This window comes from Jejuia spongiicola (assembly GCF_023502325.1).
GTDB lineage: Bacteria > Bacteroidota > Bacteroidia > Flavobacteriales > Flavobacteriaceae > Wocania_A > Wocania_A spongiicola.
On sequence record NZ_JAMFLZ010000001.1, the window covers coordinates 22,000 to 40,059 of the forward strand.

19 protein-coding genes are annotated in these 18,060 nt (G+C 31.9%); 1 reads left to right on the forward strand and 18 read right to left on the reverse strand.

Annotated elements, in window-relative coordinates; all coding sequences use genetic code 11:
* From lolB1 to M3P09_RS00190, 18 genes are all read right to left on the reverse strand, one after another.
* Entirely contained in the window at positions 1 to 768 is a 768-nt protein-coding gene (gene lolB1 / locus M3P09_RS00105; RefSeq protein ID WP_249971563.1) for a lipoprotein insertase outer membrane protein LolB1, read from the reverse strand.
* The gene (locus tag M3P09_RS00110; RefSeq protein ID WP_249971564.1) at positions 768 to 2,129 is read right to left on the reverse strand and encodes a tetratricopeptide repeat protein; all 1,362 of its coding nucleotides are present in this window, start codon (positions 2,127 to 2,129) and stop codon (positions 768 to 770) included. Before M3P09_RS00110 ends, lolB1 begins: the two co-directional genes overlap by 1 nt.
* Positions 2,130 to 2,180: 51 nt before the next feature.
* Positions 2,181 to 3,200: a sugar phosphate nucleotidyltransferase gene (locus M3P09_RS00115; protein WP_249971565.1), complete on the reverse strand. Its 1,020-nt coding sequence runs from the start codon at positions 3,198 to 3,200 to the stop codon at positions 2,181 to 2,183.
* A gap of 34 nt (positions 3,201 to 3,234) precedes the next feature.
* Positions 3,235 to 3,669, reverse strand: coding sequence for a dUTP diphosphatase (dut, locus tag M3P09_RS00120; RefSeq protein ID WP_249971566.1), 435 nt, complete (start codon positions 3,667 to 3,669; stop codon positions 3,235 to 3,237).
* A complete protein-coding gene (locus M3P09_RS00125) occupies positions 3,666 to 5,096 on the reverse strand; it encodes an oligosaccharide flippase family protein (RefSeq protein ID WP_249971567.1) in 1,431 nt (476 codons plus the stop codon). Before M3P09_RS00125 ends, dut begins: the two co-directional genes overlap by 4 nt.
* A gap of 58 nt (positions 5,097 to 5,154) precedes the next feature.
* Positions 5,155 to 5,664, reverse strand: a complete 510-nt coding sequence (locus M3P09_RS00130) for a hypothetical protein (RefSeq protein ID WP_249971568.1) — start codon at positions 5,662 to 5,664, stop codon at positions 5,155 to 5,157.
* Positions 5,665 to 5,830: 166 nt separating this feature from the next.
* Positions 5,831 to 6,691 (reverse strand): ATP synthase F1 subunit gamma, encoded by an 861-nt coding sequence (gene atpG / locus M3P09_RS00135; RefSeq protein WP_099565223.1) that lies wholly within the window; start codon positions 6,689 to 6,691, stop codon positions 5,831 to 5,833.
* 136 nt (positions 6,692 to 6,827) lie between these two features.
* Positions 6,828 to 8,408 carry a F0F1 ATP synthase subunit alpha gene (gene atpA, locus M3P09_RS00140; protein ID WP_249971569.1) on the reverse strand — a complete coding sequence of 527 codons (1,581 nt, stop codon included), beginning with the start codon at positions 8,406 to 8,408 and terminating at the stop codon, positions 6,828 to 6,830.
* A gap of 6 nt (positions 8,409 to 8,414) precedes the next feature.
* Complete coding sequence (atpH, locus tag M3P09_RS00145) at positions 8,415 to 8,951, reverse strand: ATP synthase F1 subunit delta (RefSeq protein WP_249971570.1); 537 nt, start codon at positions 8,949 to 8,951, stop codon at positions 8,415 to 8,417.
* A 6-nt stretch (positions 8,952 to 8,957) separates the two neighbouring features.
* Positions 8,958 to 9,452 carry a F0F1 ATP synthase subunit B gene (locus tag M3P09_RS00150; protein WP_249971571.1) on the reverse strand — a complete coding sequence of 165 codons (495 nt, stop codon included), beginning with the start codon at positions 9,450 to 9,452 and terminating at the stop codon, positions 8,958 to 8,960.
* A 77-nt stretch (positions 9,453 to 9,529) separates the two neighbouring features.
* Complete coding sequence (gene atpE / locus M3P09_RS00155) at positions 9,530 to 9,739, reverse strand: ATP synthase F0 subunit C (protein ID WP_034042296.1); 210 nt, start codon at positions 9,737 to 9,739, stop codon at positions 9,530 to 9,532.
* Between the two features lie 19 nt (positions 9,740 to 9,758).
* Positions 9,759 to 10,844, reverse strand: coding sequence for a F0F1 ATP synthase subunit A (gene atpB, locus M3P09_RS00160; RefSeq protein ID WP_249971572.1), 1,086 nt, complete (start codon positions 10,842 to 10,844; stop codon positions 9,759 to 9,761).
* 127 nt (positions 10,845 to 10,971) lie between these two features.
* Positions 10,972 to 11,370 carry a hypothetical protein gene (locus M3P09_RS00165; protein ID WP_249971573.1) on the reverse strand — a complete coding sequence of 133 codons (399 nt, stop codon included), beginning with the start codon at positions 11,368 to 11,370 and terminating at the stop codon, positions 10,972 to 10,974.
* Between the two features lies 1 nt (position 11,371).
* Entirely contained in the window at positions 11,372 to 11,614 is a 243-nt protein-coding gene (locus M3P09_RS00170; RefSeq protein WP_249971574.1) for an AtpZ/AtpI family protein, read from the reverse strand.
* Positions 11,571 to 11,993: a bactofilin family protein gene (locus M3P09_RS00175; RefSeq protein ID WP_099565216.1), complete on the reverse strand. Its 423-nt coding sequence runs from the start codon at positions 11,991 to 11,993 to the stop codon at positions 11,571 to 11,573. Before M3P09_RS00175 ends, M3P09_RS00170 begins: the two co-directional genes overlap by 44 nt.
* 13 nt (positions 11,994 to 12,006) lie before the next feature.
* Positions 12,007 to 14,574, reverse strand: coding sequence for a type IX secretion system periplasmic lipoprotein PorW/SprE (gene porW, locus M3P09_RS00180; RefSeq protein ID WP_249971575.1), 2,568 nt, complete (start codon positions 14,572 to 14,574; stop codon positions 12,007 to 12,009).
* Between the two features lie 104 nt (positions 14,575 to 14,678).
* On the reverse strand, positions 14,679 to 15,386 hold the full coding sequence (locus tag M3P09_RS00185) for an ABC transporter ATP-binding protein (RefSeq protein WP_249971576.1): 708 nt from the start codon (positions 15,384 to 15,386) through the stop codon (positions 14,679 to 14,681).
* Between the two features lie 11 nt (positions 15,387 to 15,397).
* Complete coding sequence (locus tag M3P09_RS00190) at positions 15,398 to 16,876, reverse strand: DUF5687 family protein (protein WP_249971577.1); 1,479 nt, start codon at positions 16,874 to 16,876, stop codon at positions 15,398 to 15,400.
* Positions 16,877 to 16,998: 122 nt separating this feature from the next.
* On the opposite strand from M3P09_RS00190, the gene M3P09_RS00195 reads away from it, so the two are divergent.
* Positions 16,999 to 18,054, forward strand: a complete 1,056-nt coding sequence (locus tag M3P09_RS00195; RefSeq protein ID WP_249971578.1) for a ferredoxin--NADP reductase — start codon at positions 16,999 to 17,001, stop codon at positions 18,052 to 18,054.
* The last annotated feature ends 6 nt before the right edge of the window (positions 18,055 to 18,060 follow it).

An 18,060-nucleotide genomic window follows, 5' to 3' on the forward strand; every position in this document is an offset into this window, starting at 1 on the left:
TTATAATTTAATTTCTTTAAAACCAGATGGTATTTTAAACGGAAAACGTAACTCTTCGTTTAACGATACATTTTTAAATTCTAATTTTATTATAGTTTCTTTATTGGTTTCAACTGCATTAATTTTTATATGCTGTGGCAAAGTCTGACTATTTACTTCTTGATATGTTAAATAATCTATTTGCAAATGCCTAAATTCTTTTGGTTGGGAAATTTGCTGCGATTTTACTTTAAAATGCGAAGGGTCTAGTAAGAAGAAAATTTCGAATAAATCGCGTTGTTTTTTAGGTTGAAGTACATAAACATTATTATCAACACTAGATTTATAAGCATCTTCTTTTAAATTAAATAACGTTTCTCCAAATAGTAAATTTTGGACTTTTTGAAAATCTAATTCTGTGCCTAACAATTCGCTTAAATACTTGTAATCTCCTTCAAAATAAGTGTTGTCCAACTTATTGTAAAAGCTAACTTTTTCTGGTGTTACCTTAGCTCTTATAACAGAAAAAGTTGCACTAATCCATAAAATTTCATCTTTCTTTGCTCGAAATGAAACCGAATGAGTTTGTTCTTTTTCGTTTTGAAAATAGGTTATTTTAAGTTTTGCTTGCAGCGTTTTAAAACTTGCTGTTTGCTTTGCGTTTTCCTTTATTAATTGCCTTGTTGATAAGTTATAGTTAGCTTCACCAGCACTTATTGTTTTGCTTGATTTACAACTAAATGCTAACATTGCAACAAGCGTAAAAGTGATATAAGAAAATCTATTCATTAATTTGAAGTTTCTAATTGTTTTGCCTTATCACTAAACGTTTTTGCTTTGGCCGTATTGTTTAATAGCGCATACGCCTTACTTAATTGACTATAAAAATCTCCTTCCATTTTAGTGTCATCGATAATATAATCTAATCCAGACTCTAGAATTTCTACTGCTTTTTTTGGTTGATTCAATCCGTTTAAAGCCACACCATTAATCAAGTAAAATATAGGTTGAGATGGGTATTTTTCTAAGGCTTTATTACTTTTTTCAGAAGCCAAATCATATTGCTTTAAATCCACATAAAGCAATAATACGTTTCGTAAAATTTGAAAATTATCAACTTCTAAAGCTAAGGCTTCTTCGTAATACCTTAAAGCTTTTGCTTTATCCTCTTTTTTTAAATAATACTGTGCTAATTCAACTAAAGTTTTACCATTATTACTATCGCCAACTAAGGCCGTAACCTCAACTAAGTCTGATTCATATTTTGGGTTAGCACGTACAAAATTCACAAAATCTGATAGCACTTTAAGTTTCGCTTCTGGTTTTATTTGGCTGCTTTTTATAACTATTTTCATAGATTCTATAGCCTTTTCAGTATTATTATCATCTAAATAAAACTTATATAAAGCTAGATGAACCATTTGCGAGTTAGGGTTTATTTTAAGTAACTCTTTGGCGGTTTCAAAAGCTTTTTGCTTTTCGTTGTTTTCGCTATAGCGAAAAATGAGCGCTAAATAATTCGATTCTTTATCAGGGTTATTCTCAACGCGTTCTTCTAGGTTTTTAATTTGATCTTTTTTACGTCCAGTAGCATCATAAATTTGATTACGAAGAATATCTCTTGCTACTGATATTCCAAATTCTAAATCTAATTCATCTAAAATTTTTAAGGCGTCATTGTAGTTTTTAGTTCTTACATAAAGTGATGCCAAATCTTCTTTGTAATCTGGGTGATATTTTACTAGTTGCTTTACTGTTTTTATAGCCTTATCATAATCATTTTGCTGCGCGTAAAAGCCATATAACTCATCCAAAAACCACTCGTTGTCAGGCTCAATTTTAATTGCTTTTTTAAGCGCATCCTCAGCTTCTCCAAAATTTTTAAGCTTATTATAATTTTTACCTAGCTCAAAATACAAAACAGGTGCAGAGTCGTCTATTTCAATACATTTTAAAAGCGCTTCAACCGAACGGTCGTAATTTTCAATACCTTTTTGTTTTAATGCTTCGTAAAAAAGTTCTTGGAATTTATCATCAACATTTCCTAAATCGTCATCTGGTTTTTTATTAAAATCTACTTGCGCATTATTTGTCTGAGGGCAGATAAATAACCCTAAAAAGAAAATAAGTATGTATAAATTTTGTTTCATAAATAATGTAATGTCTCGCTTTGCTTTGACATAACAAATAGCTTTCAAAAGTTATTCCAAAATAGAGTAATCTCCAATACTAATGCTAGTAAAATTGCCATCATATTTTACATGATTACCAATCATGGCGTTGTCTAAATTAGCATTTTTAATAGTTGTATGGGTTTGAATTAAGCTATTTTTAACGGTTGTGTTTTCTATAACGCTATTATTTCCAATAGAAACAAATGGTCCAACAGTAGTGTTTTTAAGCACTACGTTGTCTCCAATAAAGCAAGGTTCTATAATATTCGAATTTTCTAATTCAGCCGAAGATGATACCAATTGCTCTTCACCATCAGCTTTTAAAAAGCCTAACATACGTTGATTTGTTTCAATAGTTATTGGTTTATTTCCACAGTCCATCCATTCATCAACAGTGCCGGTTTTAAAAACTTTTCCATCTGCCATCATACGCTTAATACCATCATTAATTTGATATTCACCACCATTCGTTACGTTTTCGTCTAAAATCTCTTGTAGTTTATCTTTTAAAACGGCTACATCTTTAAAATAATAAATACCAATAACGGCTTGATCACTTACAAAGGTTTCTGGTTTTTCAACAAGCTCAACAATCTCTTCATTTTCATTAAGTTTAACTACACCATAAGCTTCAGGGTTTTCAACTTGTTTTGTCCAAATAACAGCATCGGCTTTATCGTCTAAATCAAATTCTGCTCTAATTAATGTATCGGCATAAGCAATCACAGCAGAACCAGAAAGTGATGGTTTAGCACACATAATAGCATGACCCGTTCCTAAAGGCAAGTCTTGTCGATAAATAGAAGCTTTAGCCCCTAAGCTTTGTGCTAAATCTTTCAAGCTGTTAACCACATCTTCTCCAAACCATGCAGGGTCTCCTAAAACAAAAGCTATCTCCTCGATAGGTTGTTTTAAAACCTTAGCTATATCTTTTACTAAACGATGAACAATGGGTTGTCCTGCAACTGGAATTAATGGTTTTGGTACGGTTAAACTATGTGGGCGTAGGCGAGAACCTCGTCCAGCCATGGGTACTATTATTTTCATGTTTTTGAGTTGATTTGTGTGTTTGTTAATTTATTTACTTAACTCCTGTGCTACCAAAACCGCCTTCTCCTCTAGAAGTTTCTGATAATTCATTTACTTCAATCCATTCAGCACGATCGTGCTTTGCTATTACTAATTGTGCAATACGCTCGCCGTTATTAATAACAAACTCCTCATTTGATAAATTTACAAGGATAACGCCTATTTCTCCTCTATAATCTGCATCTATAGTTCCTGGTGCATTTAAAACAGTAATGCCTTTTTTTGCAGCTAGTCCACTACGAGGGCGCACTTGCGCTTCAATACCTACTGGTAATTCTATAAATAACCCAGTGCCCACAATACTTCGCTCTAATGGTTTTAGTGTTCTTGATTCCGATATATTTGCTCGTAAATCCATTCCTGCTGAAGCAACAGTCTCATAATGTGGCAAATCATGGCTAGATTTATTTATAATTTTGATTGTCATTTATTGATAAATATTTGTTTTAATTCTTTTCGTTCTAAAAAAACCATAAAGGCTAGATATAATAGCAAAAATACAGTTCCTAATAATATATTTCTATCAAAAGAATAATAAGTTATAAAACTTAGTCCAGAACTTAGGAATAAGTATAACCCTATTCGAGAAACTTGATAAGGTACTGGGTAATATTTTCGTCCTAAAACATACGAAATAAGCATCATTAACCCATAGGCAATTAGTGTAGCATATGCAGATGCCATAAAACCTATTCTTGGAATAAAAATCAGGTTAAAGGCTATAGTTATAATTGCCCCGGTAATTGAAATATACATCCCAAAACGTGTTCTATCTGTAAGTTTATACCAAATAGATAAATTATGATAGATGCCTAAACAAAGATTAGCCAATAAAACAATTGGTACAATATCTAAAGCTAACAAATAACTTTCTTTTTTTATAAAAACAGGTCTTAGAAGATCAATATATATAACAACTATCATTAACCCCAATGAACCAACAATAGTAAAATATTTTAATATCGTTGCATAAGTTTCCTTTGCATTTTTTTTACCTGAATGATTAAAGAAAAAGGGTTCCGCTCCCATTCTAAAAGCTTGGATAAAAAGCGTCATAAAAACAGCTAATTTATAGCAAGCGCTATAAGCACCGTTTACAAATTCTCCTTCCATATCTGGCAACAACCATTTATCAAAATTTTCATTAATTACAAAAGCTAAACCTGCTACCATAATTGGCCAACCGTAAGCTAATAATTGTTTCAAAACTTTTACTTCAAATTGAAGCTTTGTTTTAAAGAAATATGGAAGTACTAAAACTAAAACCACTGCGCTAGCAATGAGGTTAGCAATAAAAATATATTCTACATTGTTTTCAACACTAAATAGTTGCCTTAAATTATCTAGACCGTAAGTTTTTGAAAGCAAAAGAACGTTTAAAAGAACAATAATTAAAACATTTATTAGCTTAATAAAAGCAAACCTAACTGGTCTTCCTGTAACTCTTAAATAAGCAAAAGGGATAACAATTAATGTGTCTATAAGTGTAATACCAACAAGTAAGCTGTAAAAATCTGTATTAATTCTTAATGTTTCTGAAATTGGAGTTCTGAATAGAAACAGTAGTATTCCCAAAAAGACAGTGGTTAACACGATTGTTATCATTGCTGTTGATAATACTGCGTTTTTTTCTTTGTTCTTGCTAAAAAACCTAAAAAACGAAGTTTCCATTCCATAGGTAAGAATGACATTAAAAAAAGCTGCTACAACATAAAATTCGGTGTTTTCGGAGTAGTCCTCGTTAGGGAGAACATCTGTATGCAAACGTACTAGAAGAAAGTTAATAAGTCTAGGCAATACTATTGCTAAACCGTAAATAACTGTGTCTTTAAAAAAGGTTTTAAGTCCGCTCAATTACTGGTTGTTTATATGTATAAAAATACGTTTTTAGCTAACGTAAACCAAAGATAAGTTATTGCTCATTAGGTTTGGTATCAAGATTACGCTTCGATTCCTTTTTAATAATATTTGAAATTTTATAGTATTTAAGTGTGCTTCCTTGTTTGTAACTAATAATACACTCTCTATCATTTAATTTAAAAGGAAAATTTTTGGAAAGCTCTGGTGTTTCATTGCCATATTCAGCATATGGATCGCTACTCATGATAATATCTTTTTTTTGATTTGTATCCGTTTTAAAACGACCAACAAAAAGTGTTTGATCCATGCTTTCAAGTTTAGATTGTTCTCCTCTAAAATAGGCACTATCTAATATTATATTTTTAGGAGCTGATTCGATGGGTATAAATAAATTAAATCCTGAACCCCCGTCTTTTATACCAGCAGTCCAATATTGATAATACACTTCTCCAATTTCAAAAGGTGCAGTGTTTTGGAGCTTTTTAGTAGTTGAACATTTAGAAAAACTAACCATAGTTAAAAGTATTAGTAACGTCTTCAGTATGCTTTTAATGGCTTTCATTACATAGAATTGAATATTATAAAGATACTATTTGCAAAATGAATGCCATAAAAAAGCCTCACTTTAAGTGAGGCTTGATATTGTGAAAACTGAAAAGAAATTCAGTATGAATATTAGTTATTCAAAGCTTTACCTCTTTTAATAATTTGACTTCGCTCGGCTTCGTCTAATTGTTTAAAGCTTCCGCACCACCAACAATTTCCAAGATTTCATTAGTAATAGCTGCTTGACGTGCTTTGTTATAAGTTAACTTAAGCTGGTCTCTTAACTCAGTAGCATTATCTGTTGCCTTGTGCATTGCTGTCATTCGAGCACCATGTTCAGAAGCAAAAGAATCTCTTATACCTTTAAACAATTGTGTTTTTAATGATTTTGGAATTAATTGCTCTACAATTTCTATTTTTGATGGCTCAAAAATATAATCTGCATTGTTGTCGACTTCTCCTTCAACAGGAACAATTGGTAAAAACTGCTCAGTCATTACAATTTGAGTAGCAGCATTTTTAAATTTGTTATAAACGATTTCGATTTTATCAAATTCACCTGTAACAAATTTTTCCATTAACATTTCAGCAATTTCAGCAACATTATCAAATGTTAAATCGTCAAAAACTTCACTTTTATTAGCGATAACAATATTTTGTTTAGCAAACGTATCATTCGCTTTTTTTCCTATAGCTACAACTGAAACCTTTTTATCGGCATACACATTACTTATTAAATTTTGTGTTTGCTTAATAATATTAGTGTTAAAAGCACCGCATAAACCTCTATTAGACGTAATTGGAACAATTAAAACGTTTTTTACTTCACGTTGTGTCGAAAATTTACTTCCAGAATCTGCATCTAAAGTCGCACTTAAGCTTTGTAAAAGCTCTGTTAACTTATCTGCATAAGGGCGCATTGCTGTAATGGCATCTTGCGCTTTCTTTAACTTTGCAGCCGATACCATTTTCATGGCACTAGTAATCTGCATCGTTGAAGATACTGATGATATTCTGTTACGTATTTCTTTAAGATTCGCCATAATCTCTTTTTGTCATTCCGTACTTGATACGGAATCTATTTTAATTAAATTTAAAAACATGAGATTCCTGCTTTACTCATTAATTCACGTTTTACAATATTGTATTCGTGAATCTACGATTTTGCAGGAATGACAATTATGCTTTATATTTAGCTGAAAGGTCTTTACATACATTCAATAATGTATCCGTAACCTCATCAGTTAATTTACCTGCTTTTAAAGTATCTAAAACATCTCTATGCTTTGCATTTAAGAACTCTATAAAATCTCTTTCAAATTCTTTTACTTTATTTACAGGAACATCCTTTAATAAGTTTTTAGACCCTGCGTAAATAATTGCAATTTGATCTTCAACAGTAAATGGATCGTTTTCAGCTTGTTTAAGGATTTCAACGTTACGTTTTCCTTTTTCAATTACATTTAAAGTAACCGCATCTAAATCTGAACCAAACTTTGCAAACGCTTCTAATTCACGGAAAGCTGCTTGATCTAATTTTAAAGTACCAGATACTTTTTTCATAGATTTAATCTGAGCATTACCACCAACACGAGATACTGAAATACCTACGTTAATTGCTGGTCGTACACCAGAGTTAAATAAATCTCCATCTAAGAAGATTTGCCCATCTGTAATAGAAATTACGTTAGTTGGAATATATGCTGATACATCTCCTGCTTGTGTTTCAATAATTGGTAAAGCTGTTAAAGATCCTCCTCCTTTTACCATTGGCTTTAATGAGTCTGGAAGGTCATTCATTTCTTTAGCAATAGCATCATCATTAATTACTTTTGCAGAACGCTCTAATAAACGCGAGTGTAAATAGAATACATCTCCAGGGTACGCCTCACGTCCTGGTGGACGACGTAATAATAAAGACACCTCACGGTATGCAACTGCCTGTTTAGATAAATCATCATAAATAATTAAAGCTGGACGACCAGTGTCTCTAAAATACTCTCCAATTGCAGCTCCTGCCATAGGTGCATAAACTTGCATTGGCGCAGGATCAGATGCGTTTGCCGCAACAATAGTTGTATAGGCAAGCGCTCCTTTTTCTTCTAGCACTTTAGCAATATTTGCTACTGTAGATGCTTTTTGCCCTACTGCTACATATATACAGTATACAGGCTCACCTGCATCATAAAATTCTTTTTGGTTTAATATCGTATCAATACAAACTGTTGTTTTTCCTGTTTGTCTATCACCAATTACCAACTCACGTTGACCACGTCCTACAGGAATCATTGCGTCAATAGACTTAATACCTGTTTGTAATGGTTCAGTAACTGGCTCACGATAAATTACTCCTGGAGCTTTACGCTCTAGTGGCATTTGGTAAGTATCTCCAGCAATAGGACCTTTACCATCTATTGGTGTTCCTAGTGTGTCAACAACACGACCAACTATACCTTCACCTACATCTATAGATGCGATACGACCAGTACGCTTTACTGTAGACCCTTCTGCAACTGCTTTAGAGTGTCCTAATAATACAATACCAACGTTATCTTCCTCAAGGTTAAGTACAATTCCTTCAAGACCTCCATCAAATTCTACTAACTCACCGTATTGTGCGTTAGACAATCCGTAAGCACGTACAATACCATCACCTACTGTTAATACTGTTCCTACCTCATCTAACGAAGCACTTGCTTCAAAACCTGATAGTTGTTGTTTTAAGATTGCTGAAATTTCAGCTGGTTTTACTTCTGCCATTTTATTTTAATTTAAAGTAAATTCTCTTTTTAACTTATTTAATTTGTTTGCTATACTAGCATTGTATTGTTTGTCTCCAACACGTAATATGAAGCCTCCTAATATATCTGCATCAACAATATTTTTAACTTCAACATCTTTTCCCGTAAGTTCTTTAGCTTTTGCTAAAACCTTAACTTTTAAATCATCTGTTAAAGGTATTGCAGTTGTTACTTGTGCAATTTGTACACCTTTTAATTCATCATACAAACGGTTATAACTAACAGCTACATCATTTAAAAGTGCTAATCTTCTGTTTGTAATAAGTGTATCTATCATATTAGTTGTCATTGCGTTTGAGTCTTTAAAGACTTCAAGCAACACATCTTTTTTATTTGATGATTTAATTACAGGACTTTGAAGCATGTTGTTTAAGTCTTTATTGTCTGCTATAGTTGTAGCAATTAGCTTCATATCATTATTTACAACCTCAGCTATATTTTGGTCTGATGCTAAACTTAAAACTGCTTTTGCGTAACGTATTGCTGCTCTTGCTCCTGCCATTTTTTCTTAGTTTAATTTTGCTTCACCTAACATTGACTCAACTAATTCTAACTGCTTGTCTTTGTTTGATAATTCTTGACGCACTACTTTTTCTGCAATATCTAATGATAATCCTGCAACGTGATTCTTAAGTTCAGCCATAGCAGATTTCTTTTCACTTTCAATAGCTGTTTGCGCTTGCTCAATCATTTTGCTTGCCTGCGCTTGTGCTTCATCTTTAGCATCAGCAATCATTTTTGCTTTAATATCGCGAGCTTCTTTAAGCATTGTTTCTCGTTCTGCACGTGCTTCTTTTAAAATGCGCTCATTATCCGCATGAAGATTCTCCATCTCTTTACGAGCTTTTTCTGCAGATGCTAATGCGTTTTTAATTCCATCTTCTCTTTCTTCAACTGCTCCTAAAATAGGTTTCCAAGCAAATTTTCTTAAGAGGAATAGCAACACTAAAAATGTAATTGCAGTCCAAAAAACCAATCCAAATTGAGGTGTAATTAAATCCATTTCTTTTTTTGTTTTAAATAACTTAAATTTTAAAAAACACTGAAGCAACCAACCGTTACTTCAGTATTTCTAGTTTTTTACCCTTGTAAGAAAGCAACAACAACACCAAATAGTGCTACCGCCTCTACGAAGGCTGCTAAAATTAATGCAGAAGATTGAATCTTTCCGTGCATTTCTGGTTGACGAGCCATAGCTTCCATAGCTGATCCACCAATTTTACCAATACCAACTCCAGCTCCAATAGCTGCTAAACCAGCTCCAATAGCTGCAATTCCAGTAATAGTCATAATATAAAATTTAAATTAATTAATGATGTTCTTCTTCAGTTGCCATCCCAAAATAAAGAGCTGACAATATTGTAAATATATATGCTTGTATCGCCGTAACAATAATTTCAATAACTGTAATAAACAATGAGAATGCTACAGACACTGGTGCAATCGCAACGGACTTAAATACAAATATTAATGACATTAATGCTAATATAATAACGTGCCCTGCTGTAATATTAGCAAACAAACGAATCATTAACGAGATTGGTTTTACAAACATCCCGATAATTTCTATTGGCATTAAAAATATTTTCATTGGTACAGGAACTCCAGGCATCCAAAAGATGTGTTTCCAATAATTCTTGTTACCGCTAAATGTTGTAATTATAAAGGTGAATACCGCTAGTGTACATGTAAAGGCAATATTACCACTTAAGTTAGCGCCATTTAAAATTGGAATTAAACCAAATATGTTGTTAATCCAAATAAAGAAAAAGATGGTTAGCAAATAAGGCATATATCTCTTGTATTTATGCTCTCCAATCATTGGCTTTCCTATTTCGTCTCTAACAAATATTACAAGAGGCTCTATAAAACCTGCAATTCCAGTTGGAACATTATCTTCAGATTTTTTATAGCGTCTTGCAGTAGCAAAAAAGATAAACAATAAAACAATCACAGAAACCCACATCATAAACACATTTCTTGTAATAGAAAAATCTAATGGTTTATGTGCGTTTGTTGGATGATGTGCTTCATCAAATACCACACTACTTGCGTTAGCATCTAATTGATATATTTTTTCGTGAAATTTTACGAACTTACCACCATTCTTTTCTACAATTGTTTTACCAGAATCATCGTGATGAAATGCACTAGACATAAACGTCGTTAAACCATTATCTGTCCAAAGTATAATTGGTAAAGGAATAGATATTGGCTTATCATTAATGTCAATAATATGAAATTCATGAGCATCTTTTACGTGATGCAAAATCATTTCTTTAGCATTGAATTCTTTATCGTCTTTGTTGTTTGAATCTTCTGTTGCATATCCAGCAAATGAAATTGCTAAAAATAATGCAGAAAATAATACGCTTTTAAAGGTGTTTAATGTCATTATGTGTCGCTTAAAAATACCTTGCTTTAAATTCGGTGCAAATGTACACACATAAAATGAATTGACAAATAATAATTTAATGATTATTTAGCCTTCCTTTTTTTAATTAATAGTGCTGATAAATTAGTTACTTTTTTTGAAGTATTCTAGTTACAGAATACACTTCAAATACAAGAAAAATAAAATAAGGAATAAAGAAATTGGCAAGATCGTAACCTTTTTGATCTGGTTTAGATAAAATCCATGGCAATAAAAACACAATGGTTAATATCATTTTTAGTAGCATCCCTAATATAAAAGTATTGAACACCTCTGTATTACCAACAGATTCTCTATAGTTGATTAATGTATAAATTATAATAACAGTAATCACATGAAATACGTAAATATGCCATAGCGGAAAAAACAACTTAACATCTTTCACGAAGTGAAAGTTTAAGTAAACATGAATTCCAAATAATAAAATACTTAAAGCAGTAAGTTGAATAAGAAAGTTAGATTCTCTTTTTTTAAAAAGATTATTCATTTTATTGTTCTTCTTTAGAAGTTGCAATAATACGTCTAATTATATATATTATTGATATAATTACTGAAGACAATGCGCCAAAAAGCGTAAATAATCTATGCTCATTGGGGTAATTCTCATCTAATTTATAACCTATAAAAGTTCCAACACCAATAATGGCAAACATTTGAATAGCAAGTCCTGAAAAGCGAGCGTAGGCGTTAAGCTGTTTTTTCGGTTTCCGACTGTCGTTGTTGTTGTCCACCTTTATTTATTTCTTTTACCGTCCCTTTCATAATACAGGTAACATTAAATGTTGCTCCTGGTTCAACCGCAAGCTTTCCAACAACAACTTCTCCTTCAATATGGGCAGCTGTTTTTAAAGTAAGTGTACCTGATAGCGATAACTTTCCTGAAAATTTTCCTTCAAAATAAGCATCAGTGCCTTGCAAGGTTCCTTTTATAAAACCAGCTTTACCTACAACTACTTTTCCTGTGGTTTTTATATTTCCTTCTATAATCCCATCCACTCTAAAATCGCCTTCGCTATTAAAGTCGCCTACAATTTTAGTGCCTTGAGATATAATGTTTTGACTAGATGTTCCTTCTACCATTTGTTTGTCTTTTTTATTATCAGAGAACATAATGTTGTTAATTTTAGTTATTGCTGAGGCTTAAATACGTATCCAGATTTTTATGAATCTGAACGATTTGATAGTTTGCAGATGATATTGCAAAATATGGTTCGGTTACTTTTCGTTTATCTTCTTTGGTTAATAGCTGGTCAAATGTTTTGGCTACTTGAGCATTTTTTAAACCATGAATAATAACGAGCGTTGTATTAGGCTTATAAACATCAACTGATGTTTTTAAATTGTAATATTTTATGTTTTTTAAAACAGAATCTAATGTTTTTTGGAACTCTTCAATTTTATCTGATTTTGCATTTTCAAACTTATAAACTACTTTGAAATTTGTTGAAGCATCATCGGTTTCTTCAACAAAATCACTACTAGCTATTTTTGGTAGAATCTGAGACTCTACTTTTTGTGCTTGCTTGCCTTCTGGTGTGTTGGCAAAAGTTATAGCAACGTAATTAATAGCTTTTTTATAAGCTTCGTAACCAAATAATCGACCTGTTGCTGTTGCCTTTAAAAGTTCGAATTTTGAAACTATAGGATCGCCATCAAACACATTAATATAGGTTTCGCATTTTGATATTACTTCTGCGTATTCTTGGTTTTCATGCATTGCATATACGCTTTCATAAACATTTTCTGGGCTATTCTCATCTTTTAAACCAGCTAAGTCTGGATTATTTAAAATAGTTGCGTAACGAGATTCCGGGTAGCTATTTATGATTTCATTTTTCGCAATTGAAGCTTCGTCATTTTCATCTAATAATTCATGAATCTTATACAAATTATACTTTGAAGGTAATATTAATCGTTCTTCTGGGTTACTATTTAATAAGTTTTGAAACTTGCTTTTAGCTAAATGGTATTCTTTAAACTTTTCTTTGTAAATAAGCCCTAATTGATAGTATGCAAAATTGCGTTCTTTTGAAATGCTATCGATTGCCTTTTCTTCAGATGGGATTTTAGATATATAAAATTGAGGGTCGAATCTTTCTTCTTCAGATGCCGAGGCTACTATATCATTATCTAACGCATTATTATTTCCACTGCCAGAAGTTGTTTTGTTAGACCATCTCCAGTTATCCTCTAAAGCTCTGTCTCCCCAAATTTTAATAAACTCGTTTTTTCCGTAACCAACAGTTGTTGGGTTGTAAAAATAAAATGCAGCCGCTTGATTTGGCAAACCGCTTTTTGGCCCTTGTACTCCAATTACGTTATTAGCTGTTACTAAACCACTATTGCTATTACGCTCTGCCGCTTCGGCTCTTTCTTTTTCTTCTTCAGCTTTAACTTTCAATGCTTCAACAAAAGATTCAAAATACTCTAATCGTTCTGTTTCGGAAAAATTCACCAATTGCAAAACACTATCGTTTACATGAGCTACATTTTCATAATAAATAACGTCTTCTAAATTGTCTCGCTTCTTTTTAATAATACGATATGGCTTAGAGTTTAATACTAAGTTTGCCATTGTGCTATCGTAATAGCTGCCTGCTATTTCGTATACAGATTTATCGAAACTCATGTCTCCAAGAGTTTGATAATTCTTGGCTTTTAATAGCTTGTCTTGCGAGTTGGTTCTTAAAGATTTGTTATAATAAGCAATAGCCAAAGAGTCTGATTCATTATTTAAATGATACTCGCCTATTTGATGGTAAATTTTATCTAAATACGGTCTGTTTTCTCTGTTCTCTTCAAGTTCCGTAAGATGTTCTAAAAGAGCTAATTTATCTTCAGTTTCATAATCGAAATTTTTAATTTTCTCAATATGAGCACTAATCATGTAAATTCTAGGTGTTTTTCTATTAAGCTCAATAACTTTATCAAACGCTATATTAGCACTGTCTTTATATCCTAATTTATTGTAAAGCTGCCCTTGAATAAAACGGTAACGACCGCGCTCGTCATTATTTTTTGTAGCGTTGGCAGCAATCTCTAATTGTGTGATGGCACTATCTACAGATTTTGTGTTTAAGTAAGCTTGAGCCAATATAGAAGTGGCATCAGCTAAATCTTGATCTTCTAACTCTTCCTCGTCTAATAATCGTTTTAACTTTTTTATAGCAACCTCATCATTTTCTAAACGAATATTAGCTTTCTCACGCCATATTTTTACCTGATTTATTTTATCACTTGTAGGGTATTTATTAAGAATATTGTTAAACGCTGCAAGTGCAGGAACAAATCGCTGATCGAAATAGCGTGCCTTTCCTAAAAGCAAATATGCTTCGTCTATTTGTGGATTTTTTTCTCTGCCTTCAATATTTATACTATGCTTTTGAATAGCTTTTACCGCTTTTTCTTCAGCTCGATTAAAATTCTCGTTTTTAGATTGCCCTGGTAAAACAACTTCTTCTTGTATTTGCATACGCTCTATCGGGAGGATATCCCAATAATTATCGGCATAACTTTCGTTTAGGGCGTTTCTGCCTTGCTCTAAAGCTAAGTAGCCGTTATAAAGCGCATTAAATTCGGCAGTAACTGCATGGAAATTTCGACTAACAAAATTGTCTTTTTTTCTTGAACAACTTGTTACTAAAACAATAGAAAATGTTATAAGTAGTATGGCTTTAATAGGTGCTTTCAACGCTGGCTTTTTAGTCTAATAAATAACTAAAAACTCTAGTTATTATTATATATAAACGTAAAAATAAGCATCTTTTTGGATTTACCTATAAAATCAATTGGCTTTTAAATAGCCTCTGTACCAGAAAAATGTGCTTCAAGCTCTTTTAAAGTGGCTTCGCTAGTATTTAAATCTTTAACAATTTCTCCTTTTTCAAGAACTACAATGCGTTCGCAAACATCTGTTACATGTAATAAATCATGGCTAGAAATTAAAACGGTTACGCCTTGTTTTTCTGCTAAATCTTTAACTATGCCTTTAAGGCGAATTTGAGTTGTTGGGTCTAGATTTGCAAAAGGTTCATCTAAAATAATAACATCAGGGTTTCCAATAAGTGCTGCAACTATACCTGCTTTTTTTTGATTTCCTTTACTTAAATCGCGCAAATATTTTTTCTGTCCGAGAATTTCACCATGAAAAAAGTCTTCAAATTGACCAACTAGTTTATCAACATCTGCTTTGTTTTGTCCGCGTAACTCACCAATAAAATAAAAATATTCTTCAGCTGTTAAATAGCCTATTAAAAAACTTTCGTCAATAAATGCCGAGGTAAACGGTTTCCAATCTTCACTTTCATGAACCAAAACATTATTGTTTTTTATATGCCCCGTTGTAGGCTGAATTAAATCTAATAACAAGCTAAAGTACGTGGTTTTTCCAGCTCCGTTATTACCAACTAAACCAAAGCTTTGACCTTTAGGGATATCTAGATTTTCAATATTTAAAACAAGGTTGTTGTTGTATTTTTTTGAAAGATTTGATGTTGTAATCATAATGTTTTCTTTTAATTGTCTTGATCAAAAGCGTTGATCATTTTATATTTTGATTCTAAGTATTTTTGTGTAATTGTTGTCATTAATTTTTGATGAAAAACAATACCAATTATGCCTAATATGGCTAGTATTAAACAAGCTATTTCAAACCCTATTAAAAAATAAAATAAAGCAAATAATCCCATAGGTAATAATAAAAGAGGAATACCAATAAGCCATTGGACTGCTCCAGTTCCTTGATAATTAAATGCTGCTTTTTGGTTTAAATCTATTTTCTTTCTGTTAAAAGATCCTCCATACAAAATAACATGTGTGTTAACGCCTACATTATAAATTGCCGCAGCAAAATGTGCTAATAAAATTTTCCATCCAAAAAACACATACGGGATTCCTAACACAAACAAAATAATTACACTTACTGCCATTAATGTGAATTTCGATTTTAAATACTGCTCGTATTTAATGTTTTGGCTCATTAACAATTTATAATAACCACTATCCCAAGCTGGAATAAACTGCCCAAAATTAATTAAGAAGATTCCTGTTGAAAATACGCCAATAAACATAAAAAACCAAGGCATGTTTTGATACATGGGTTGTGGATAAAAAAACAGCCCATAAAACAATCCAATTAATACCAAGAAAGCTGATGATTTAGTACGCTTGTTACGCCAAATCAATTTTAAATCTAGCTGCATAAAAGGCGCTATGTCTCCAAAGTTTTTAGTCCATTCAAGATTAGATGTGTTTACTTCCTTCACTTTAGCTTTTAATCCGCTATCTAAAAACAATTTTTGTCTTAGAATTTTAAAATTAAAACGGTATAAGCCTATTAATATTAAAATTGGCACTAATATTAAAATTGGATTAACTGTAATTGCTGTGACACCTTTTGAAAGTGCTTCAGAAATATTAATTATATTAAAATGATTTAATGCAAAAAGAGAGCTTGAAAAAACAATAATGGGCAAAAATGATAATTCAGTCTTTGCCGATAAGCTTTCAATAATAAAGTTTAAAAAGTTGTTAATTAACGTAATTAGTACAATAACAAACATCCAAACTAAAACAATTGATACGCTGTAGTCGCTTGCTATTAATTTAAGCCCAAAAGGTACAATCGCAAATAGTGGTAAAAAATTAATGAATGATAATACCGATTTACCTAAAACAAAATTAACTACAGATTTTCGTTTTACAGGTAGTGTCAATAATGGTTTTACACTCATTACTGGCAATTTTTGAAAGAAGAATCGAATAAGCAGGTCTCCAATAATCCAAAAAAACAAAAGCCCATTAAACGCAACCAATAGATCTAAATCTGGATATGCTTTTTTTAAGATTTTATCCATTACAAATCCCATCCCTAAAAACATAGCCATAAAATATAAGGCGAAAAATCCCATTAATATTTTAATGGCTAAACTTTTGCCAAAGCTTGCGGATCTAAAAAAAGACTTCCATTCTAAACTTATAAAATGCTTAATCATAGTTTTTGGTTAATTAAATTTTTAAATTTAGCTCAATGGGTTAGTAAGCCTTTTATATCAATTGTTACAAATAAAGCTAAATTTTAAAAATATACTTCACTATTTTTGTCAAAAACTTTTACATGTCATCATTTCATAAACTCACTATAAAACAAATAAATAGGGAAACTAGTAAAGCTATAAGCATTAGCTTTAATATCCCTGAAAACTTAAAAAGTGCTTATGCTTTTAAAGCCGGACAATACATCACTTTAAAAACTGTAATTGATGGAAACGAAGTACGACGCGATTATTCGCTTTGTTCTTCACCTAAAAGCGGTGATGTAAAGGTTGCTATTAAGGAGGTTAAAAATGGTACATTTTCGGCTTATGCCAATAACACATTGCAAGTTGGTGATGTTATAGAAGTTGCTCCACCAAAAGGACGTTTTGTTTTTGAACCTAACGATTCTAAAACTAAAAACATTGCAGCATTTGCTGCCGGCAGTGGCATAACACCCGTTTTAAGTATTATAAAATGTGCTTTAGAAGAAGAAGTTTACAGTAAAGTGATTTTGGTTTTTGGTAATAAAACAACCAAAGACACTATGTTTTTAAACGAGCTTTTAGAGCTTCAGCATGAATATAAAGATCGCTTTTCTATTCAATTTGTGTTTAGTCAAGAAGATGAAGACGATGCTATTTTTGGCCGTATTGAAAAAAGTACGGTTAATTATGTGATGAAGAATAAGCATAAACATATTGATGTTGATGCATTTTACCTTTGTGGGCCAGAAGCCATGATTCATACAGTTAAAGATGTTTTAACTGAACACGATATTGACGAAAACCGCATTCATTTTGAGCTTTTTAAAGCTGCAAAACCTGCTGAAATAACGGAAGACATTGTTCATAGTGGCAAAACAAAGATAACTGTTGTTGTAGATGACGAGACAACAACTTTTGAGATGTCTGCTAAACAAACAGTACTTGAAGCTTCTTTAGATGAAGATTTAGATGCACCTTACTCTTGTCAAGGAGGCATCTGTAGTAGCTGTATTGCTCGCATTACTGAAGGTGAAGCTACAATGAGGCAAAATAATATCTTAACTGATAGTGAAGTTTCAGAAGGCTTAATTTTAACTTGTCAAGCACATCCAACAACTCCTACACTTGTTGTTGATTATGATGATGTTTAGTTTAAA